The following is an 18310-nucleotide window of genomic DNA, read 5'->3' as shown; positions in this document are numbered from 1 at the left end:
CACGGCGATCACAGGGAACGCAGGAGTACCGCCGGCTCCTCCACGCAGTCCGCGACATACCGCAGGAATCCTCCGGCCGTGCCGCCGTCGCACACCCGGTGGTCGAAGGTGAGCGAAAGCTGTACGACCTGCCGCACCGCCAACTCGCCCTGGTACACCCAGGGCTTGGGGGCGATCCGGCCGACGCCGAGCATGGCCGCCTCGGGGTGGTTGATGATCGGCGTGGAGCCGTCGACGCCGAACACGCCGTAGTTGTTCAACGTGAAGGTCCCGCCGGTGAGTTCCCCGGGCGTGAGCTTCCCCGTACGCGCCGCTTCGGTGAGCCGCGCGAACTCCGCGCTCAGCGACTCGGCGTCCCGCGTGTGCGCGTCCTTCACGACCGGCACGACGAGCCCCCGGTCGGTCTGTGCCGCGAACCCGAGGTGCACCTCGTCGAGTTGTACGACCTCCCGGGCGTCCATGTCGACCGTGGAGTTGAGCTCGGGGTAGCGGGCGAGGGCCGCGGTGCAGATGCGGGCGAGCAGCGCGAGGAGGGAGATCTTCGGTCCTCCGGCCGCGTTCATGGCCACGCGCGCGTGCATCAGTTCCGTCGCGTCGGCGTCCACCCAGCAGGTCGCGTCGGGGATCTCGCGACGGCTGCGGGTGAGCTTGTCGGCGGCGGCACCGCGTACGCCTCGCAGAGGGATGCGGGTGCCTGCGGCTGCGGGAACGCTTCCCGCGCGCGCAGGAGTCTCGCCGGCGAGCGCGGCAGGTACGCGCGCGTGGGGGGCGGCCGAGGGCTCCGGCGCCACCGGCGCGTACGGCACAGCCCCGGTCTCCGTCGCCCGGACGCCTGCACCGGCGGCGCGCGCCGCGTGCGCCGCTTGTTCCACGTCTGCCCGCAGAATCAGTCCTTCGGGTCCGGATCCCGCCAACTCCCGCAGATCCAGGCCGTATTCCCGGGCCAGCCGCCGCACGAGCGGAGAGATCACCGGCACGGGACCGTCGACGCGGCTTTCTCCGCCGCCCGGCCGGCTCTCGGTGGCCGCCACGTCCTGCGCGAGACGGCGGGCGGCGGTGTCGTGCGCCGCCGTTCCCACAGCAGCGCTGTTCGCACCGCGGTCGGCTGCCGACGTGTCCGCACCGCGACCGGGAGACGCCACATCCGCACCGCCGGGCCCCTCCGTGGGCCCACCACGCGGCTGCCGCCCGGCAGCCGCCGGGCCGGTCGGCCGCACCCTTCCGCGCCGCGCGGGCGGCGTTCCCGTGCCGTACCCCACGAGTACGTTGCCGGACCCCTCGTCCGCGTCACCGGAGGCGGGTGCTCCGACCGCCACCGTCAACAGCGGTGCTCCGACGGGCAGTTCCGTGCCCTCCTCGCCGAAGCGGGACGTGACCACGCCGCCGTACGGGCAGGGCACCTCGACCATCGCCTTGGCCGTCTCGACCTCGACGACCGGCTGGTCGACGGCGACGACGTCGCCGACCTGGACGAGCCAGCGGACGATCTCCGCCTCGGTGAGCCCTTCGCCGAGGTCGGGCAGCCTGAATTCGAGGACCTGGGGCATCAGTTCTCCGCCTCCCACTGCAGCCGCGCGACCGCGTCCAGGATGCGGTCGACGCCGGGCAGATGGTGCCGCTCCAGCATCGGCGGCGGATACGGGATGTCGAACCCGGCCACCCGCAGCACCGGCGCCTCCAGGTAGTGGAAGCACCGCTCGGTGACCCGAGCGGCGATCTCCCCGCCCGGTCCGCCGAAGCCCCCGGACTCGTGCACCACGACGGCCCGTCCCGTGCGCCGTACGGACGCCGTCACCGTCTCGTCGTCGAACGGCACCAGGGAGCGCAGATCGACGACTTCGAGGTTCCAGCCTTCGGCCCGCGCCGCCTCGGCCGTCTCCAGGCAGACGGGCAGGGACGGCCCGTACGTGATCAGCGTGGCGCTCCGGCCCGAGCGCCGCACCACCGCGCGGCCTATCGGTTCAACGGCCGGTGGCTCGTCGGGGTTCCAGGAATCCTTCGACCAGTACAGGCGCTTGGGTTCGAGGAAGACCACCGGGTCGTCGGAGGCGATGGCGGCGCGCAGCAGCCCGTATGCGTCGGCGACCGTCGCGGGCGTGACGACATGGAGCCCCGGAGTCGCCATGTAGTACGCCTCGGAGGAGTCGCTGTGGTGCTCGACGCCGCCGATGCCTCCCCCGTAGGGGACACGGATCGTGATCGGCAGCGGCATCGCCCCGCGCGTTCGGTTGCGCATCCGCGACACGTGCGAGATCAGCTGTTCGAAGGCCGGGTACGCGAAGGCGTCGAACTGCATCTCCACGACCGGCCGCAGCCCGTACATGGCCATGCCGACGGCCGTCCCGAGGATGCCCGCCTCGGCCAGCGGAGTGTCCGTACAGCGGTCCTCGCCGAACTCCTTGGCGAGCCCGTCGGTGACCCGGAAGACACCGCCGAGGGTGCCGACGTCCTCACCCATGACGTGGACGGTCGGATCGGCGGCCATCGCGTCGCGCAGCGCGCGGCCGAGGGCCTGCGCCATGGTGGCCGGTTTCACGGCGACCGTGGTCATCGCGGCGCTCCCTCCGACTCGTGGTGACGCTCCTGGGCGGCCAGTTCGGCCCGCAACTGTGCCTCCTGCTCCAGGAGCTGGGTCGTGGGCCGGTCATAGACGTGCCCGAAGAGGTCCATCGGGTCGAGCGCCGGGTCCTGGTTCATGCGCTCGCGCAGGTCCGCGGCCATCTCTTCGGCCTCCTCGCGCGCGGCCTGCATGCCGGCCTCGTCGAGGAGCCCGCGCTCGGTCAGCGCATGCTCCAGGAGGGCGATCGGGTCGTGTGCGCGCCAGGCCTCGACCTCTGCGTCGCCGCGGTAGCGCTTGTCGTCGTCGGCGTTCGTGTGGGCGTCCATGCGGTACGTCACCGCCTCCACGAGCGTCGGTCCGCCTCCCGCGCGCGCGTGGGCCACGGCTTCGCCGAGGACCTGGTGCACCGCAACCGCGTCGTTGCCGTCGACCAGGCGGCCCGGCATGCCGTAACCGACCGCCTTGTGGGCGAGGGAGGGGGCGGCGGTCTGCTTCGCGAGCGGTACGGAGATCGCGAAGCCGTTGTTCTGGACGAGGAAGACGACCGGGGCCTGCCAGACGGCGGCGAAGTTCAGCGCCTCGTGGAAGTCGCCCTCACTGGTGCCGCCGTCGCCCACCAGGGCGAGCGCGACCACGTCGTCGCCCTGGAGACGCGCGGCGTGCGCGAGGCCCACGGCGTGCGGGAGTTGAGTCGCGAGGGGAGTGCACAGGGGCGCGATACGGCGCTCGCGGGGGTCGTATCCGCTGTGCCAGTCGCCGCGCAGGAGGCCAAGAGCCTGGACGGGGTCGAGGCCTCGGGCGACGGCGGCGAGCGTGTCGCGGTAGCTGGGGAAGAGCCAGTCGCGCTCTTCGAGGACGAGCGCGGCGGCGACCTGGCAGGCCTCCTGGCCGGTGGAGGAGGGATAGACCGCGAGCCGGCCCTGCTTGGTGAGGGCGGTGGCCTGCGCGTTGTAGCGACGGCCGCGCACCAGCTCCCCGTACAGACGGCGCAGCAGCCCCGGGTCGGCCTCGGCCGCCGCGTCCGTGCCGAGGACGCGGTACGGAGCCTCGTCCGGCAACAGGGGGGCGGGGTCGGTGCGGGGTTGCCAGGCAGGCGGCGGGGTGGGCCGATAGGCGCCCCGCTGCTCCATGACCGTCATGACGGCACCTCCTCATGGGAGTGGTCCGGCGGCACACCGGATGTGATGCGCCTCACCTACCGATTGTTCGGTCGTCGGCACATTTTGGCTACAGGCGGCTCCAGGCTGTGGACAAACGGTTCTCCACAGCCTGGGATGGACGCAGTACGTCCATGGTATGGAGGCGGGGGGACATGGCACCTGAACAAATGGCCGAGGGACCGGAGGGCGGCCGTGCCGACACTCCTCCGCGTCCGCTGGACGCCATCGATCAGGACATCCTCCAGATGCTGCGCTCCGACGGCCGCGCCTCGATACGGTCCGTCGCCGAACGCGTCCATGTGTCCCGGGCCAACGCCTACGCGCGCATCAACCGGCTCATCGAGGACGGCGTGATCCTCGGCTTCGGCGCCCGCATCAACCATGAACGGGCAGGGAAGGGCGCCGCCGCCTACATCACCCTGAAGATCGTGCAGAACTCCTGGCGAACCGTGCGCGAACAGCTGCGCGCGCTCCCCGAGGTGGCCCATATCGCCCTGGTCAGCGGGGACTTCGACGTACTGCTCCTGGTGCACACACCGGACAACAGGAATCTGCGCGACCTGGTGCTGACCCGCCTCCAGTCCATCCCGGAGGTGCTCAGCACCCGGACCCTGCTCGTCTTCGAGGAGGAGGACGTGGAGCCGGAGGGCTGACCGCCACTGCCCTTTCGCGGCCTGCGTCCCGGCTTCTTCGGAGCATGTGACCCGGCTTCTTCGGAGCATGCGGCCCGGATCTCACTCCTCCTTGCGGAGCCCCTCGAAGACCAACCGCACGACGGCGTCGGCGACTTCACGCTCGCTCACGCCCCGGCCGTCGGGCCGGTACCACTCGACGAGCGAGTTGATCATCCCGAAGACCAGCCTGGTGGCAAGCCCGAACTCCACGTCCGCGCGGACGTCGCCGTCGGCCGCCGCTTCCTTCATGAGCTCGGCCACCCGGTGGTCGAACTCCCGGCGTCGCTCCAGGGCCCAGCGCTCGGTGCCGGTGTTGCCACGCACCCGCAGCAGGAGCGTCACGTACGGCAGTTCGGCGGTGAGCACCTCGACCATGCGCCGGGTGACGTACTCCAGTCGCCGCACGGCACGCCCCACGCGCGCGTGCTCCTCGTCAAGGATCCCGAAGAGGCCGTCAAGCGCCCGGCTGACGGCCCGGCGCAGCAGCTCCTCCTTGCCCGCGACGTGGTGGTATATCGACGACTTGGAGATTCCGGCCGCCTTGGAGAGGTGCTCCATGGACGTGCCGTCGTAGCCGCGCTCGTTGAAGACCCGCACGGCGACGGAGAGCAGCGTCTCCGGCGTGTACGTGTCGCGCTTGGCGGTGGTCATGGGGTGCCCTCCCGCTTGTCGGATGCGTACGCATGTCGGTAGAGCGCGAGGGACGGCGCGTACCGCCCGGAGGGGTCGCGCAGATGCAGTTCCTCCAAGAGGTCGTGCGCCCAGGTCTTGCCGAGCTTGCGGCTCCATTCGAAGGGCCCCAGCGGATAGTTGACGCCCAGGCGCATCGCCGTGTCGATGTCCTCCTCGGTGGCCACTCCCTTGGTGACCGCGTCGTGCGCCAGGTCGATGATGCGGGCCACGGTACGGGCGACGATCGACCCGGGTACGTCCCCGATGACGCTGACGTCCTTGCCGAGCGCCTGGAAGAGCCCGGTGGCCTCGGCGAGGGTCCCCGGCTGGGTGTCCTGCGAGGCGGACAGGGCGATCCGGGTCGCCTTCCGGTAGTCGAGCGCCAGATCGAAGTAGACGACGTCACGGAACTCGACGGAGGTCTGTCCGTCCGCGAGGGCCAGCTGCCCTCCGCTGGGCAGCACCAGGCGGGTGCCGTTGTCCTCCTCGTCCTCGCGGACCTGGATGCCCGCCTCGCGGATCAGCGGGAGCAGTTCGGCCGCGGGGCCCAGGTCGCCCTCGGCGACGACGTACGCGGGCGGCTGGGCCTTCTCCGCGGTGTGCGGCTCGGGCCGCTCGGCGTCGTCCCCGTACGCATACCAGCCGCGTCCCGTCTTTCGGCCGTGCCGGCCCGACTCGACGAGCCGCCGCTGGGCGAGCGAGGGCGTGAACCGCACGTCCTGGAAGAAGGCCTCCCACACGGAGCGGGTGACCGATTCGTTGACGTCCTGCCCGATGAGGTCGGTCAGCTCGAAGGCGCCCATCTTGAAGCCGCCGGATTCGCGCAGGACGGCGTCGATCGTGGCGGGGTCGGCGGCCTGGGCCTCGTACACCGCGAAGGCCTCGGCGTAGAAGGGCCGCGCGATGCGGTTGACGATGAAGCCGGGGGTGTCGGCGCAGGCGACCGGCGTCTTCCCCCAGGTGCGTGCCGTCTCGTACGCGCGCGTGGCCGACGTGACGTCCGTCGCGAACCCGGAGACGACCTCCACGAGCGGCAGCAGCGGCGCGGGGTTGAAGAAGTGCAGGCCGACGAAGCGGCCGGGGTTTCGCAGGGCGCCGCCGATGGCGGTCACCGACAGGGAGGAGGTGTTGGTGGCGAGCAGGCAGTCGTCCGTGACGATCTCCTCGAGCTCGCGCAGCAGTTGCTGCTTGACGTCGAGCCGCTCCAGGACGGCCTCGACGACGAGATGCGAGTCGGCCAGTTCGGCCAGGCTCTCGGCGGGGCTGAGGCGGATGCGCGCGGCGTCCCGGTCGGCGCCGGTCAGCCGGTCCTTCTCGACCAGCCGGTCGAGGCGGGCGCCGATGGCCTCGGCCGCGGCCTGGGCCCGGCCGGGGACGGCGTCGTACAGCCGTACGGGGTGGCCCGCGACCAGTGCGACCTGGGCGATGCCCTGGCCCATGGTGCCCGTGCCGACGACGGCCACCGGGTCGGCGAGGTCGAGTGCTGTCATGCTCGCGATCCTCCCGCACAGGGTTTTCCACAGGTTCAGCGGACCCTCTTGTCCCGACCGATCGTTCGGTTACTCTAGCCCTGACTGCCCATTTGTGCCCAGGTCGCGAGCTCAAAGAAGAGCTCCAGAGACGAGGAGTTGGTCCCCGATGGCCGCCGCCGAACTCACCGCGCACCAGCTGATCGCCCAGCACCGGCCCACCCTCGATCAGGCGCTGGAAACGATCCGCACGCGCGCGTACTGGTCCCCGCACCCCGAGCACCCCAAGGCGTACGGCGAGAACGGCAGCCTGGGCATGGCGGAGGGCAAGGCCGCCTTCGATGCCCTCCTGGGCACCCGCCTCGACCTGGGCCAGCCCGGCACCGACGACTGGGTGGGCGGCGAAGTCTCCCCGTACGGCATCGAGCTGGGTGTCACGTATCCGCACGCGGACATCGACGTGCTGCTGCCCGCCATGCGCGCGGGTCAGCGGGCCTGGCGTGACGCGGGCGCGGAGATGCGCGCGGTGGTGTGTCTGGAGATCCTCAAGCGGATCAGCGACCGCACGCATGAGTTCGCGCACGCCGTCATGCACACCAGCGGCCAGGCCTTCATGATGGCGTTCCAGGCGGGCGGCCCTCATGCCCAGGACCGCGGCCTGGAGGCGGTGGCGTACGCGTATGTGGAGCAGGTCCGCACCCCTGACACCGCGGAGTGGACCAAACCCCAGGGCAAGCGTGAGCCCCTCGCACTGAACAAGCAGTTCACGCCGGTGCCGCGCGGAATCGCCCTGCTGATCGGCTGCAACACCTTCCCGACATGGAATGGCTATCCGGGTCTGTTCGCCTCCCTGGCCACGGGCAACGCGGTCCTGGTGAAGCCCCACCCGCGCGCGGTGCTCCCGTTCGCCCTCACCGTCCAGGTGGCGCGCGAGGTGCTCGCCGAGGCGGGCTTCGACCCGAACCTGGTGGCCCTGACCGCCGAGCGCCCCGGCGAGGGCATCGCCAAGACCCTGGCCACCCGCCCCGAGATCCGGATCATCGACTACACGGGCTCGACGGCGTTCGGCGACTGGCTGGAGGCCAACGCCCGGCAGGCGCAGGTCTACACGGAGAAGGCCGGCGTCAACACGGTGATCGTGGAGTCGACCGACAACTACAAGGGGATGCTGTCGAACCTCGCCTTCTCCTTGTCTCTCTACAGCGGCCAGATGTGCACGACCCCGCAGAACCTGTTGATCCCCCGCGACGGCATCCGTACGGAGGAGGGCCCCAAGTCGTACGACGAGGTGGTCGCCGATCTCGCGAAGTCGGTCGGCGGACTCCTCGGGGACGACGCCCGCGCGAACGCCCTGCTCGGCGCGATCGTGAACCCGGACGTGAAGGCCCGCCTGGAGGCCGCGTCGGGCCTCGGCGAAGTCGCCCTGGCTTCACGGGAGATCCGCAACCCGGAGTTCCCGGACGCGGTCGTCCGTACGCCCGTGATCGTGAAGCTGGACGGCGCCAAGCCCGACGCCGAGGCGGCCTACATGAGCGAGTGCTTCGGGCCGGTCTCGTTCGCGGTCGCGGTCGACTCGGCGGAGGAGGCCGTGGGGCTGCTGCGGCGGACGATCAGGGACAAGGGCGCGATGACGGTCGGCGCGTACACGACCTCCCAGGAGGTCGAGCAGACCGTGCAGGAGGCCTGCCTGGAGGAGTGCGCCCAGCTCTCGCTGAACCTGACCGGCGGGGTGTACGTCAACCAGACGGCGGCCTTCTCGGACTTCCACGGCTCGGGCGGCAACCCGGCGGCGAACGCGGCGCTGTGCGACGGGGCGTTCGTGGCGAACCGCTTCCGGGTGGTGGAGGTTCGCCGGCAGGCGTGAGCCGTCGACTTCCGGACGGTCAGGCCGGGCGGACGTCAGGGCCGCCCGGCACCGGCCCGCTTCCGGCTCCGCCCCCGGCCGCGCTCCAGTGGAACAGCGTCATGGCCACACTGGTGGCGAGGTTGTAGCTGGAGACCTGGGGGCGCATCGGCAGGGACACCAAGTGGTCGGCGCGGGCGCGTAGTTCGGGCGACAGTCCGCTGCGTTCGGAGCCGAAGGCGAGCAGGGCGTCGTCCGGGAGCTTGAGGCCACGGATGTCCTCGCCCTCCGGGTCGAGGGCGAACACCGGGCCCGGAGGCAGTTCGTGCACGGCGAGCGGCTCCACGACCGTGGCGAAGTGCAGCCCCGCACCGCCGCGTACGACCGTGGGATGCCAGGGGTCGAGGGTGCCCGTGGTGATCACACCGGTCGCCCCGAAGCCGGCGGCGAGACGGATCACGGCTCCGGCGTTGCCCAGGTTGCGCGGATTGTCGAGGACTACGACGGGGGCGGGACGGGGGACGCGGGCCAGCGTCTCCAGGTTGGCCGCACGGGAGGGACGTACCGCCAAAGCGGCCACCGCGGTGGGGTGCGGCCGGGGTACGAGGGCTTTGAAGACGTCCTCCGGGACCTCCGCCAGAAGCCCGTCGAGCGTGTCCCGTACGTCCGGGGCCAGTTCCTCGGCCAGCGTCAGGGCGGCCCGCCGGTCGGGGGTGACGGCCACCGGGACCTCGGCATGGAAGCGTACGGCGTGCTTGAGGGCGTGGAAGCCGTCGAGCAGCACGGAGGTGCCGGCGAGCCGGTGCCAGGCGCGTACGGGGTCGTGGGGGGCCGTCATGCGGTGAAGCCTACGTGCGGGGGCTCGGCCTCCTCCGGGGTGCGCTGATCACCCTTGCGCGGCCCCGGCAGCGTAGGGCGGCCGCGGGAAAACAGCCGCACGCGCGCGCGTGCCGCCCGTCCGCCGAGGCGTCGCAGGAAGGACGTCGGCAGGAAGACCGCGTCCGCCGCGATCATGGCAAGTGAGAAGAACGGCAGGCCGAGGACCACGGCGATCACGGCGTGCTCGGTGATCATGGCTGCCAGCAGGACGTTCTTCACCCGCCGGTTGAACAGCGTGAAGGGGAAGGCGACCTGCACGACGACCGTCCCGTACGTCACCAGCATCACCAGCGTGCCGTTCGCGGTCAGCAGGCCGGAGAGGGCGGGCCAGGGCGAGAAGTAGTCGAGGTGGAGCGGGTAGTAGACGGCGGTGCCGTCCTGCCAGCGCGAGCCCTGGATCTTGTACCAGCCGGCGGTCGCATAGATCAGGCACGCCTCGGCCATGATCACGAACAGGGCGGTGTTGTGGACGAGATTGGCGACGACGTCCAGGAAGATCCGCGGCTCGGCGGTCCGCGCACGGCGTGAGACGACCCACCACAGGCCCTGCACCGCCCACAGCCCCCAGAAGACCGTCAGCCAACCGCCCAGGAAGCCGCCGTCGATCTTCCCCGCGAGCGTGGCCGCGGCCAGCAGGAATCCGAGCACGCCCCACAGGGCGGGACCCACCCTGTCCGGGCCGCAGCGTTCTCCACGCGCGCGTGCCTCACGCGTGCGGCGTTCCCGCCGCTCGTCCAGGGACCACACCTGGCCGCAGCGCGTGAACACCAGGTAGATCGCCATCAGGTGGATGACGTTGTCACCGCCGTCGCCCATGAAGACGCTGCGGTTCTGCAGCGAGAGCACGCCGATCATGAAGAGCACGGACATGGCGCGGGTGCGCCAGCCCAGCATCAATAGGGCGCTCGACAGCACGGCCAGTGCGTAGACGATCTCGAACCAGGTCTGGCTGTCGGACCACATCAGGGCCGTGAAGGCGTGGTTGTCCGCGATGAGCTGCTGGGCGAGGTCCCAGCTCCAGAGGCCGTCGGGCCCGTACAGGTCCCGGCGGTGCGGGAACTCCCGCAGCAGGAACAGCAGCCAGGTGGCGGCGAAGCCGATGCGTATCACGGCGGTCTGGTACGGGCCGAGCGCCGAGCCTGTGATCCAGGCGATGCCGCGCGCGAGTTTCCGGTCGAGGCGGGGATTGTTCTCGAGGGTGCCGATGCGGTCGTCGCTGCTCACTGGGTCCCCGCCTCTGTGCCGATGTCGCGCGTGCCCGCCGCCCGGTCGGTCTCGGTCACCGGCCACCAGGACAGTTCTCGGAAGACAGGCTTGTCGGACACCTGCTCCGTGCTCCACTCCGGAGGCGGCACATTGGTCGTACGGGAGCGGACCTGGACCTGCTGGACGACCGCGCCCCTGCCGCCCGCCTGCTCACGGTCCAGACGCAGCACCACGAGGCGGCGCAGATAGCGCTCGGCGAGGGCGCCGCGCAGTCCGTCGGGACGGTTCTCGTCGTCGTGCGTAGCCACATAGAAGTCCCAGGCGCGGCGCAGTGCGTTCTGCTGGGTGTGGCTGGGCAGCAGATTGCCGTCGATGGCCGCACCGTCCAGCGCGGAGAGGTCGTACCAGCGGGTCGTCCGGATGCCGCCGTCCGCGGCCCGCACTTCGGCGCGGACCTGGACCGCGATGTTCTGCTGGAGCGGGTTGGGGGCGAAGAGCTTCCAGTTCTGCTCGAACTCGGGATAGACCCATTCGTCGATCGCCTGTCCGTGCTGCTTGGTGACCGTGTTCGAGGGCGCGACGTGCAGAAACATCGTGCCGAGGTGCACACAGGCGGCGACCGTGACGACGGCGAGGGCCAGGGCGACGGCGATCTGGTAGCGAATGGAGAGGACGGCTGTGCCGGTGAGGGGAGGGGGCGCGGGGGCGTTCGGCGGGAGAGCCGGGTGGTTCGGTGGAGGCGCGGCGGGAGCTGCGCGGTCGTTCGGCGGGTGAGAGTCGGCAGCGGCGGGCTCGGGCTCGTCCGGCGGCTCGTGCCGGGGGTTCGAGCCCTGGTCGTACGCGTCCATTCCGCCCCGTTTCCCGATGTCCGCCAGATACCTGTCGCCGGCCGGCGAGGTGCCGTACCGCCCGCGGGGTGCCGCGCCGCGACGTTCGCACCGGCACGGTACTTAAGGCCGCCCGCCCGGCACAGCCCCAGCGAACACAGCGGCCACGACCGTGACGTTGTCCACAGCGGGTTATCCACAGCGGTTGACACCTTAGAGCCCTCGTCCCACCATTGAATCGGACGAACCGAACGATCGGTCGGTAGCTTGATCGAGGTCGAGGGGGACCACATGGCGACAGCAGCCGAGCACCGCACCGCCCGCGCACCGGCGGACGGGACGGCGGACGAGGCCGCGCGGACAGCGGCGTACGAGGCTGTCTTCGACGCCGCCGTGGCCGCCGACGAGCGCATCGAGCCGCGCGACTGGATGCCCGACGCCTACCGCTCGACACTGGTCAGGCAGATCGCGCAGCACGCCCACTCCGAGATCATCGGCATGCAGCCGGAGGCCAACTGGATCACGCGCGCGCCCTCCCTGCGTCGCAAGGCGATCCTGATGGCCAAGGTCCAGGACGAGGCCGGACACGGGCTCTACCTCTACAGCGCGGCGGAAACGCTCGGCACCAGCCGCGACGAACTGCTCGACAAGCTGCACACCGGCCGCCAGAAGTACTCATCGATCTTCAACTACCCGACGCTGACATGGGCGGACGTGGGCGCCATCGGCTGGCTGGTGGACGGCGCCGCGATCACCAACCAAGTGCCCCTGTGCCGCTGCTCCTACGGTCCGTACGCGCGCGCGATGGTCCGCGTCTGCAAGGAGGAGTCCTTCCACCAGCGCCAGGGATACGAGCTGCTGCTGGCCCTCAGCCGCGGCACGCCGGAGCAGCACGAGATGGCGCAGGACGCGGTGAACCGCTGGTGGTGGCCCTCGCTGATGATGTTCGGCCCGCCCGACGACGAGTCCGCGCACTCCGCGCAGTCGATGGCCTGGAAGATCAAGCGACACTCGAACGACGAACTGCGCCAGCGCTTCGTGGACATCTGCGTCCCCCAGGCCGAATCCCTCGGGCTCACGCTCCCCGACCCGGAGTTGAAGTGGAACGAGGAGCGGGGACACCACGACTTCGGAGCGATCGACTGGACGGAGTTCCGGGAGGTCCTCAAGGGCAACGGCCCGTGCAACGAACAGCGGATAACGCAGCGCAGGCGGGCGCACGAAGAAGGCGCGTGGGTACGGGACGCGGCCGCGGCGTACGCCGGCAAACACGCCTCGGGCAACAGGGAGGCGCGAGCATGACCACCAACGACTGGCCCCTGTGGGAGGTCTTCGTGCGCTCGCGCCGCGGACTCTCGCACACCCACGCCGGCAGCCTGCACGCGCCGGACGCCGAACTGGCGCTGCGCAACGCCCGCGATCTGTACACCCGGCGCGGCGAAGGCGTCTCCATCTGGGTCGTCCCGTCCGCCGCGATCACGGCGTCCTCACCGGACGAGAAGGACCCCTTCTTCGAACCGGCCGCCGACAAGCCGTACCGCCACCCGACGTTCTACGACATCCCGGAAGGAGTGAAGCACCTGTGACGGTCACCGCCGGTTCCGCAGCCGCCCTCGCCCTCGGCGACGACGCCCTGGTGCTCTCGCACCGACTGGGGGAGTGGGCGGGCAAGGCGCCCGTCCTCGAAGAGGAAGTGGCCCTCGCCAACATCGCCCTCGACCTGCTGGGCCAGGCGCGGGTCCTCCTGTCGATGGCAGGCGACGAGGACGAGCTGGCGTACCTCCGCGAGGAGCGCGCCTTCCGCAACCTCCAGTTGGTCGAGCAGCCGAACGGCGACTTCGCCCACACGATCGCCCGCCAGCTGTACTTCTCCACCTACCAGCGACTGCTGTACGCGGAACTGGCCGCCAGAGACGGCGAGTTCGCCCCGCTCGCGGCCAAGGCCGTCAAGGAGGTCGCCTACCACCAGGACCACGCCGAGCAGTGGACTCTGCGACTGGGCGACGGCACGGCCGAGAGCCGTCAGCGGATGCGGCGGGCGTGCGAGGCGCTGTGGCGGTACACCGGTGAGATGTTCCAGCCGGTCGAGGGGGTGGACGTCAACTGGAGCGATCTGGAGACCAGTTGGCTGGAGTCCGTCTCCGCCGTCCTGCGCCGGGCGACCCTCGACGTTCCGGAGGGACCGCGGTCCGGGGCGTGGACCGCGGGCGCCGGACGCCAGGGGCTGCATACGGAACCCTTCGGGCGGATGCTCGCCGAGATGCAGCATCTGCACCGCAGCCACCCGGGGGCGTCATGGTGACCAGGACGACGCCCATCGAAGAGGAGGCGACTCTCCTCGGGGAGGAGACGACCGTCCTCGAAGAGGAGCTGCGCAGGCTCGCCGGTTCCGTGCCCGATCCCGAGCTGCCGGTCCTCAGCCTGGAGGAGCTGGGCGTGCTCCGCGCGGTCCATGTCCGTGAGGGCGGTGCGGTCGAGGTCGAGCTGACGCCCACCTACACCGGCTGCCCGGCCGTCGAGGCCATGTCGGCGGACATCGAGAGGGTGCTGCACGAGCACGGGGTGCCGGAGGTGACCGTCCAGACCGTCCTCTCCCCTGCCTGGACGACGGACGACATCTCGGACGAAGGACGCCGCAAGCTACGGGAGTTCGGGATAGCACCGCCACGTACGCAGCGGACGACGGGGCCGGTCCCGATATCGCTCGGCCCGACACGGGCAGCCGCCCACGCTCCGGACAGGATGACCGACGCCCCACCGGATGCGGGCCTGGAGGCGGACCCCGTGCGCTGTCCGCGCTGCGGCTCCGCCGACACCGAGCTGCTCAGCCGCTTCTCGTCCACCGCGTGCAAGGCGCTGCGGCGCTGTCTGTCCTGCCGTGAACCGTTCGACCACTTCAAGGAGTTGTGATGGCCCGGTTCCACACGCTCCCGGTGGCCGCGGTCGACCGGCTCACCGACGACTCCGTCGCCCTGACCTTCGCGGTGCCGCCGGAGCTGCGCGAGGAGTACCGGTACGCACCTGGCCAGCATCTGGCACTGCGGCACACGGTCGACGGCACGGAGATACGGCGTACGTACTCGATCTGCTCGCCGGCGCCCGCCCCCGCGGAGGGCCCCGGCCCCCGGACGCTGCGGGTCGGGGTGCGGCTGGTGGAGGGCGGGACCTTCTCGACGTACGCGCTCAAGGAGATCGGCGTGGGCGACGAGGTGGAGGTGATGACACCGGCCGGACGCTTCACGCTCGAACCGGCACCCGGGCTGTATGCGGCGGTGGTCGGCGGCAGTGGCATCACACCCGTGCTGTCGATCGTCACGACGCTGCTGGCTCGGGAGCCCGAGGCGCGGTTCTGCCTCATACGCAGCGACCGTACGTCCGCCTCGACGATGTTCCTCGAAGAGGTCGCCGATCTGAAGGACCGCTTTCCGGAGCGGTTCCAGCTGGTGACGGTGCTCTCCCGGGAGGAGCAGCAGGCCGGCCTGCCCTCCGGGCGGCTCGACCGGGAGCGGCTCACGGAGTTGCTGCCGGCACTGCTGCCCCTCGACGCGGTGGCGGGCTGGTTCCTGTGCGGGCCGTTCGGGCTTGTGCAGGGGGCGGAGCGGGCGTTGCGCGATCTCGGGATGTCGCGGAGCCGTATCCACGAGGAGATCTTCCATGTCGACGACGGGGCCGCACCGGCTGCCACCGTGCCGGCTCCCGCGCACAGCACGGTCACCGCGCGGCTAGACGGGCGCGCGGGCACCTGGCCCGTGCGGGACGGCGAGCCGCTCCTGGAGACGGTGCTGCGCAACCGCCCCGACGCGCCGTACGCCTGCCGCGGCGGGGTGTGCGGGACCTGCCGGGCGTTCCTGGTCTCCGGCGAGGTGCGGATGGACCGCAACTTCGCGCTGGAACCGGAGGAGACGGAAGCGGGGTATGTGCTGGCGTGCCAGTCCCATCCGGCCACGGAGAGGGTGGAGTTGGACTTCGACCGGTGAACTTCGTCCCGGCGAGCTTCGGCGGCGGTGAGCTGCGCTCGCCGGTGGCTCCCTTGTTGTCGTGCCGTTCCCTTTTCGTAGAACCTGTTCTACCTTGACGCTCCGTCAGATCCATCGTCGGTCCATCAGCTCCGTCCGATGGACCAGGTACGTGGGAGGACAGGCCGTGGACTTCAGCTTCAGCGAGGAACAGCAGGCGGCCGTGGAGGCGGCCAAGGCGGTGTTCGCCGGGGTCGCACCGGACGAGGTGCCCTCACCCGCGCTCACTGCGGGCGCCGTCGCGGACGACTTCGACCGGGCGCTGTGGGCGAGGCTCGCCGACGCCGACCTGCTGAGCCTGCTGCTCGACGCGCACTACGGCGGGGCAGGCCTGGACTCCATCGCGCTGTGCCTGGTGCTGCGCGAGTCGGCGAAGGTGCTCGCGCGGGTGCCGCTGCTGGAGAGCAGTGCGGCGGCGCTGGCCGTGCAGACGTACGGCGGTGAGGAGTTGAAGGCGGAGCTGCTGGCGCGGGCCGGGCGGGGCGAGGTGGTGCTGACCGTCGCCGCGAACGGCCGCACCGGACACGACGGTGCCGAACTGGCCGTCACCGCACGCCGGGAAGGCGACACGTGGGTGCTGGACGGGGTACAGACAGCGGTGCCCTGGGCGTACAACGCGGACTTCGTCGTGGTGCCCGCGCTGAGCACCGGTTCGGGACGCGCCGTGCTCGCCCTCGTACCTCGCGGCCACGAAGGCGCCGTACTCGCCGAGCAGGTCTCCACGACAGGTGAGCGGCTCGGCGAACTCCGGCTGGACTCCGTACGCCTCGCCGCCCGTGACGTCATCGACGCCGACGGCGCCTGGGAATCTCTGCGGGATCTGCTCGCCACCGGAACGTGTGCGCTGGCGCTCGGCCTCGGCGAGGGCGTCCTGGGGATGACGAGTGAATACACCAGCAAGCGAGAGCAGTTCGGGTTCCCGGTCGCCACGTTCCAGGCGGTGGCCGTGCAGGCCGCCGACCGCTATATCGACCTGCGCGCCATGGAGGCGACCCTCTGGCAGGCCGCGTGGCGGATCAGCTCGGGGGCGGGCGGGGCGCTGCCCGCGTCCGGCGACATCGCCGTGGCCAAGATCTGGGCCTCCGAGGGCGTACGACGCATCGTGCAGACCGCGCAACATCTGCACGGAGGCTTCGGCGCCGACACCGACTACCCACTGCACCGCTACCACGCCTGGGCCAAGCACCTGGAACTCTCCCTCGGCCCGGCAGCAGCCCATGAGGAGACGCTGGGCGATCTGCTGGCGGCGCATGCGCTGGGGTGAGCGGCGGAGGGCGGCGCGTGGCCGCTGGAACCGCTGAGGGCCGGGCACCTCGCGGGACGCCGTGCGTGACGCGTCGCTGAGCGGACTTGCTGAAGCCCGGTGCGCCACCGCCCTAAGGAGGCCGCAGGCCTTCCTTTCAGGGGCGCGGGGAACTGCGCGACCAGCCACAACGCACCCGCAGCTTCAAACCGCCTCACCCAGCGGAGCGCTAAAGCACGAAGCCCGGCTGACCCTTGTCGTCTACGACGGGACGGCCGGTGGCTGCCCAGACCTGCATACCGCCGTCGACGTTCACCGCGTCGATGCCCTGCTGGACGAGGTACATCGCAACCTGCGCGGAACGGCTGCCCGAGCGGCAGATCACATGGATCCTGCCGTCCTGCGGCGCCGCCTCGGTCAACTCGCCGTAGCGCGCCACGAATTCACTGATGGGGATGTGCAGCGCCCCCGCCGCGTGACCGGCCTGCCACTCGTCGTCCTCCCGGACGTCCAGCAGAAAGGCTCCGTCCGCGAGATCCCCGACCTCGACCGTGGGCACACCAGCTCCGAAATGCATACTCCCGACGCTACCCGACCCGCCCACCACCTGCGTCCGGGGTGCCTCACGGGGAGCCGCGCCCCTGTGAAGCCAACCGACAGCCCGGTGAAGCTAGCCGAGCAACTCCGCCAGCTCCGCCTCGCGCTCACTCACCTGCGTCAGCAGCTGCTCGGCGATCTCCTCCAGCAGCCGGTCAGGGTCGTCCGGGGCGAGCTTGAGCATCGCGCCGATCGCGCCCTCCTCCAGATCACGGGCGACGAGGCTGAGCAGTTCCTTGCGCTGGGCGAGCCATTCGAGGCGAACGTAGAGCTCCTCACTGCGGCTCGGACGCCATTCCTCGGGTACGGGCCCGGCGGCCCACTCCTCGGACAGCTCCTGGAGCAGGGCCTCGTCTCCGCGGGCATACGCGGCGTTGACCCGGGCGATGAACTCGTCGCGCCGCCGGCGCTCGGCGTCGTCCTGCGCCAGGTCTGGGTGCGCCTTGCGGACCAGTTCGCGGTAGAGCTTGCGGGCCTCGTCGCTCGGGCGCACACGCTGCGGTGGCCGTACCGGCTGCTCGGTCAGCATGGCAGAGGCCTCCGGGGACAGCCCGTCCGAGTCGAGCCAGCCATGGAACAGCTCCTCGACCCCCGGCATCGGCATGACCCTGGCCCGCGCCTCCTGCGCCTTGCGCATGTCCTCCGGGTCGCCGGTGCGGGCGGCCCGGGCCTCGGCGATCTGCGCGTCCAGTTCGTCGAGCCGCGCGTACATCGGCCCGAGCCTCTGGTGGTGCAACCGGGAGAAATTCTCCACCTCGACGCGGAAGGTCTCCACCGCGATCTCGTACTCGATCAACGCCTGCTCAGCCGCACGCACGGCCCGCTCCAGCCGCTCCTCAGGCCGCGCCTGCTGCTCTCCGGAATCCTCGCTGGTGGAATCCTCGCCGGCCGATGCTTCGTCCCCAGCCGTCACCTCGTCCCCGGCCGACGGGACATCATCCGCCGACGGCTCCGGAGCCGTCTCCTCAACAGGCGGCTCGGGCTGGGACTGCTCAGCTTCCGGGGTCATCACCCACCCAGCCTAGGTCACGAGCCGACCGCCCACCGGAGCACCCGTGCACGGGGTCCTGAGCTGCCCGGCCTGTCAAAGGCCTTGGTCTGCTGTGCAAGTGGGTGTGGGAGCTGTCTCTTATACACATCTCCGAGCCCACGAGACCTCTCTAC

General features: G+C 70.9%; 18 protein-coding genes. 8 read left to right on the top strand and 10 right to left on the bottom strand.

What is annotated here, in order from left to right:
• Nucleotides 1–8: 8 nt before the first annotated feature.
• The 3 genes from OP79_RS13390 to pdhA are packed head-to-tail and all read right to left on the bottom strand — an operon-like array spanning nt 9 to nt 3699.
• On the bottom strand, nt 9–1547 hold the full coding sequence (locus tag OP79_RS13390; RefSeq protein WP_033320376.1) for a dihydrolipoamide acetyltransferase family protein: 1539 nt from the start codon (nt 1545–1547) through the stop codon (nt 9–11).
• On the bottom strand, nt 1547–2551 hold the full coding sequence (locus OP79_RS13385) for an alpha-ketoacid dehydrogenase subunit beta (protein WP_033320375.1): 1005 nt from the start codon (nt 2549–2551) through the stop codon (nt 1547–1549). The genes OP79_RS13390 and OP79_RS13385 overlap by 1 nt, the downstream gene beginning before the upstream one ends.
• On the bottom strand, nt 2548–3699 hold the full coding sequence (pdhA, locus tag OP79_RS13380) for a pyruvate dehydrogenase (acetyl-transferring) E1 component subunit alpha (RefSeq protein WP_033320374.1): 1152 nt from the start codon (nt 3697–3699) through the stop codon (nt 2548–2550). The genes OP79_RS13385 and pdhA overlap by 4 nt, the downstream gene beginning before the upstream one ends.
• A gap of 188 nt (nt 3700–3887) precedes the next feature.
• Here pdhA and OP79_RS13375 point away from each other — a divergent pair, with 188 nt between their 5' ends.
• Nucleotides 3888–4373 carry an Lrp/AsnC family transcriptional regulator gene (locus OP79_RS13375; RefSeq protein WP_033320373.1) on the top strand — a complete coding sequence of 162 codons (486 nt, stop codon included), beginning with the start codon at nt 3888–3890 and terminating at the stop codon, nt 4371–4373.
• Between the two features lie 81 nt (nt 4374–4454).
• Here the strand turns inward: OP79_RS13375 and OP79_RS13370 are convergent, their stop codons facing one another.
• Both OP79_RS13370 and OP79_RS13365 read right to left on the bottom strand, forming a co-directional pair.
• Nucleotides 4455–5045, bottom strand: a complete 591-nt coding sequence (locus OP79_RS13370) for a TetR/AcrR family transcriptional regulator (protein WP_033320372.1) — start codon at nt 5043–5045, stop codon at nt 4455–4457.
• Nucleotides 5042–6556, bottom strand: a complete 1515-nt coding sequence (locus tag OP79_RS13365) for a 3-hydroxyacyl-CoA dehydrogenase (RefSeq protein WP_033320371.1) — start codon at nt 6554–6556, stop codon at nt 5042–5044. The genes OP79_RS13370 and OP79_RS13365 overlap by 4 nt, the downstream gene beginning before the upstream one ends.
• 148 nt (nt 6557–6704) lie before the next feature.
• Between OP79_RS13365 and paaN the strand changes: the two genes are divergently transcribed.
• Nucleotides 6705–8399: a phenylacetic acid degradation protein PaaN gene (gene paaN, locus OP79_RS13360; RefSeq protein WP_033320370.1), complete on the top strand. Its 1695-nt coding sequence runs from the start codon at nt 6705–6707 to the stop codon at nt 8397–8399.
• 19 nt (nt 8400–8418) lie between these two features.
• Here the strand turns inward: paaN and OP79_RS13355 are convergent, their stop codons facing one another.
• From OP79_RS13355 to OP79_RS13345, 3 genes are read right to left on the bottom strand one after another with little or no spacing between them, the layout of a single operon-like run.
• Entirely contained in the window at nt 8419–9216 is a 798-nt protein-coding gene (locus tag OP79_RS13355; protein WP_033320369.1) for a TrmH family RNA methyltransferase, read from the bottom strand.
• Complete coding sequence (locus OP79_RS13350) at nt 9213–10481, bottom strand: HTTM domain-containing protein (RefSeq protein ID WP_211270782.1); 1269 nt, start codon at nt 10479–10481, stop codon at nt 9213–9215. The genes OP79_RS13355 and OP79_RS13350 overlap by 4 nt, the downstream gene beginning before the upstream one ends.
• Nucleotides 10478–11311 carry a DUF5819 family protein gene (locus OP79_RS13345; protein ID WP_033320368.1) on the bottom strand — a complete coding sequence of 278 codons (834 nt, stop codon included), beginning with the start codon at nt 11309–11311 and terminating at the stop codon, nt 10478–10480. The genes OP79_RS13350 and OP79_RS13345 overlap by 4 nt, the downstream gene beginning before the upstream one ends.
• Before the next feature lie 270 nt (nt 11312–11581).
• Here OP79_RS13345 and paaA point away from each other — a divergent pair, with 270 nt between their 5' ends.
• The 6 genes from paaA (at nt 11582) to OP79_RS13315 (ending at nt 16570) form a co-directional block, all read left to right on the top strand.
• Nucleotides 11582–12592, top strand: a complete 1011-nt coding sequence (gene paaA / locus OP79_RS13340) for a 1,2-phenylacetyl-CoA epoxidase subunit PaaA (RefSeq protein ID WP_033320565.1) — start codon at nt 11582–11584, stop codon at nt 12590–12592.
• Nucleotides 12589–12876 carry a 1,2-phenylacetyl-CoA epoxidase subunit PaaB gene (gene paaB / locus OP79_RS13335; protein ID WP_033320367.1) on the top strand — a complete coding sequence of 96 codons (288 nt, stop codon included), beginning with the start codon at nt 12589–12591 and terminating at the stop codon, nt 12874–12876. Before paaA ends, paaB begins: the two co-directional genes overlap by 4 nt.
• A complete protein-coding gene (paaC, locus tag OP79_RS13330; protein WP_033320366.1) occupies nt 12873–13592 on the top strand; it encodes a 1,2-phenylacetyl-CoA epoxidase subunit PaaC in 720 nt (239 codons plus the stop codon). The genes paaB and paaC overlap by 4 nt, the downstream gene beginning before the upstream one ends.
• Nucleotides 13586–14200 (top strand): 1,2-phenylacetyl-CoA epoxidase subunit PaaD, encoded by a 615-nt coding sequence (gene paaD, locus OP79_RS13325; protein ID WP_051744622.1) that lies wholly within the window; start codon nt 13586–13588, stop codon nt 14198–14200. Before paaC ends, paaD begins: the two co-directional genes overlap by 7 nt.
• Entirely contained in the window at nt 14200–15267 is a 1068-nt protein-coding gene (locus OP79_RS13320) for a 2Fe-2S iron-sulfur cluster-binding protein (RefSeq protein WP_033320365.1), read from the top strand. The genes paaD and OP79_RS13320 overlap by 1 nt, the downstream gene beginning before the upstream one ends.
• 166 nt (nt 15268–15433) lie before the next feature.
• A complete protein-coding gene (locus OP79_RS13315) occupies nt 15434–16570 on the top strand; it encodes an acyl-CoA dehydrogenase family protein (RefSeq protein ID WP_033320364.1) in 1137 nt (378 codons plus the stop codon).
• Nucleotides 16571–16778: 208 nt separating this feature from the next.
• On the opposite strand, the gene OP79_RS13310 is transcribed toward OP79_RS13315, so the two are convergent.
• Together OP79_RS13310 and OP79_RS13305 are read right to left on the bottom strand one after the other, a co-directional pair.
• Entirely contained in the window at nt 16779–17108 is a 330-nt protein-coding gene (locus OP79_RS13310; protein ID WP_033320363.1) for a rhodanese-like domain-containing protein, read from the bottom strand.
• A gap of 111 nt (nt 17109–17219) precedes the next feature.
• Entirely contained in the window at nt 17220–18158 is a 939-nt protein-coding gene (locus OP79_RS13305; protein ID WP_033320362.1) for a J domain-containing protein, read from the bottom strand.
• Between the last annotated feature and the right edge of the window lie 152 nt (nt 18159–18310).

It is taken from the genome of Streptomyces yerevanensis, from assembly GCF_000716805.1.
GTDB lineage: Bacteria > Actinomycetota > Actinomycetes > Streptomycetales > Streptomycetaceae > Streptomyces > Streptomyces flaveus.
The sequence above is the reverse complement of the archived record's forward strand: the minus strand, read 5'-3'. Positions and strand labels throughout refer to the sequence as shown.

Excerpts from the sequence above, each read along its gene's own strand:
- OP79_RS13390 (WP_033320376.1), bottom strand. The coding sequence starts at position 1,547 with ATGCCCCAGGTCCTCGAATTCAGGCTGCCCGACCTCGGCGAAGGGCTC.
- OP79_RS13385 (WP_033320375.1), bottom strand. The coding sequence starts at position 2,551 with ATGACCACGGTCGCCGTGAAACCGGCCACCATGGCGCAGGCCCTCGGC.
- pdhA (WP_033320374.1), bottom strand. The coding sequence starts at position 3,699 with ATGACGGTCATGGAGCAGCGGGGCGCCTATCGGCCCACCCCGCCGCCT.
- OP79_RS13375 (WP_033320373.1), top strand. The coding sequence starts at position 3,888 with ATGGCCGAGGGACCGGAGGGCGGCCGTGCCGACACTCCTCCGCGTCCG.
- OP79_RS13370 (WP_033320372.1), bottom strand. The coding sequence starts at position 5,045 with ATGACCACCGCCAAGCGCGACACGTACACGCCGGAGACGCTGCTCTCC.
- OP79_RS13365 (WP_033320371.1), bottom strand. The coding sequence starts at position 6,556 with ATGACAGCACTCGACCTCGCCGACCCGGTGGCCGTCGTCGGCACGGGC.
- paaN (WP_033320370.1), top strand. The coding sequence starts at position 6,705 with ATGGCCGCCGCCGAACTCACCGCGCACCAGCTGATCGCCCAGCACCGG.
- OP79_RS13355 (WP_033320369.1), bottom strand. The coding sequence starts at position 9,216 with ATGACGGCCCCCCACGACCCCGTACGCGCCTGGCACCGGCTCGCCGGC.
- OP79_RS13345 (WP_033320368.1), bottom strand. The coding sequence starts at position 11,311 with ATGGACGCGTACGACCAGGGCTCGAACCCCCGGCACGAGCCGCCGGAC.
- paaA (WP_033320565.1), top strand. The coding sequence starts at position 11,582 with ATGGCGACAGCAGCCGAGCACCGCACCGCCCGCGCACCGGCGGACGGG.
- paaB (WP_033320367.1), top strand. The coding sequence starts at position 12,589 with ATGACCACCAACGACTGGCCCCTGTGGGAGGTCTTCGTGCGCTCGCGC.
- paaD (WP_051744622.1), top strand. The coding sequence starts at position 13,586 with ATGGTGACCAGGACGACGCCCATCGAAGAGGAGGCGACTCTCCTCGGG.
- OP79_RS13320 (WP_033320365.1), top strand. The coding sequence starts at position 14,200 with ATGGCCCGGTTCCACACGCTCCCGGTGGCCGCGGTCGACCGGCTCACC.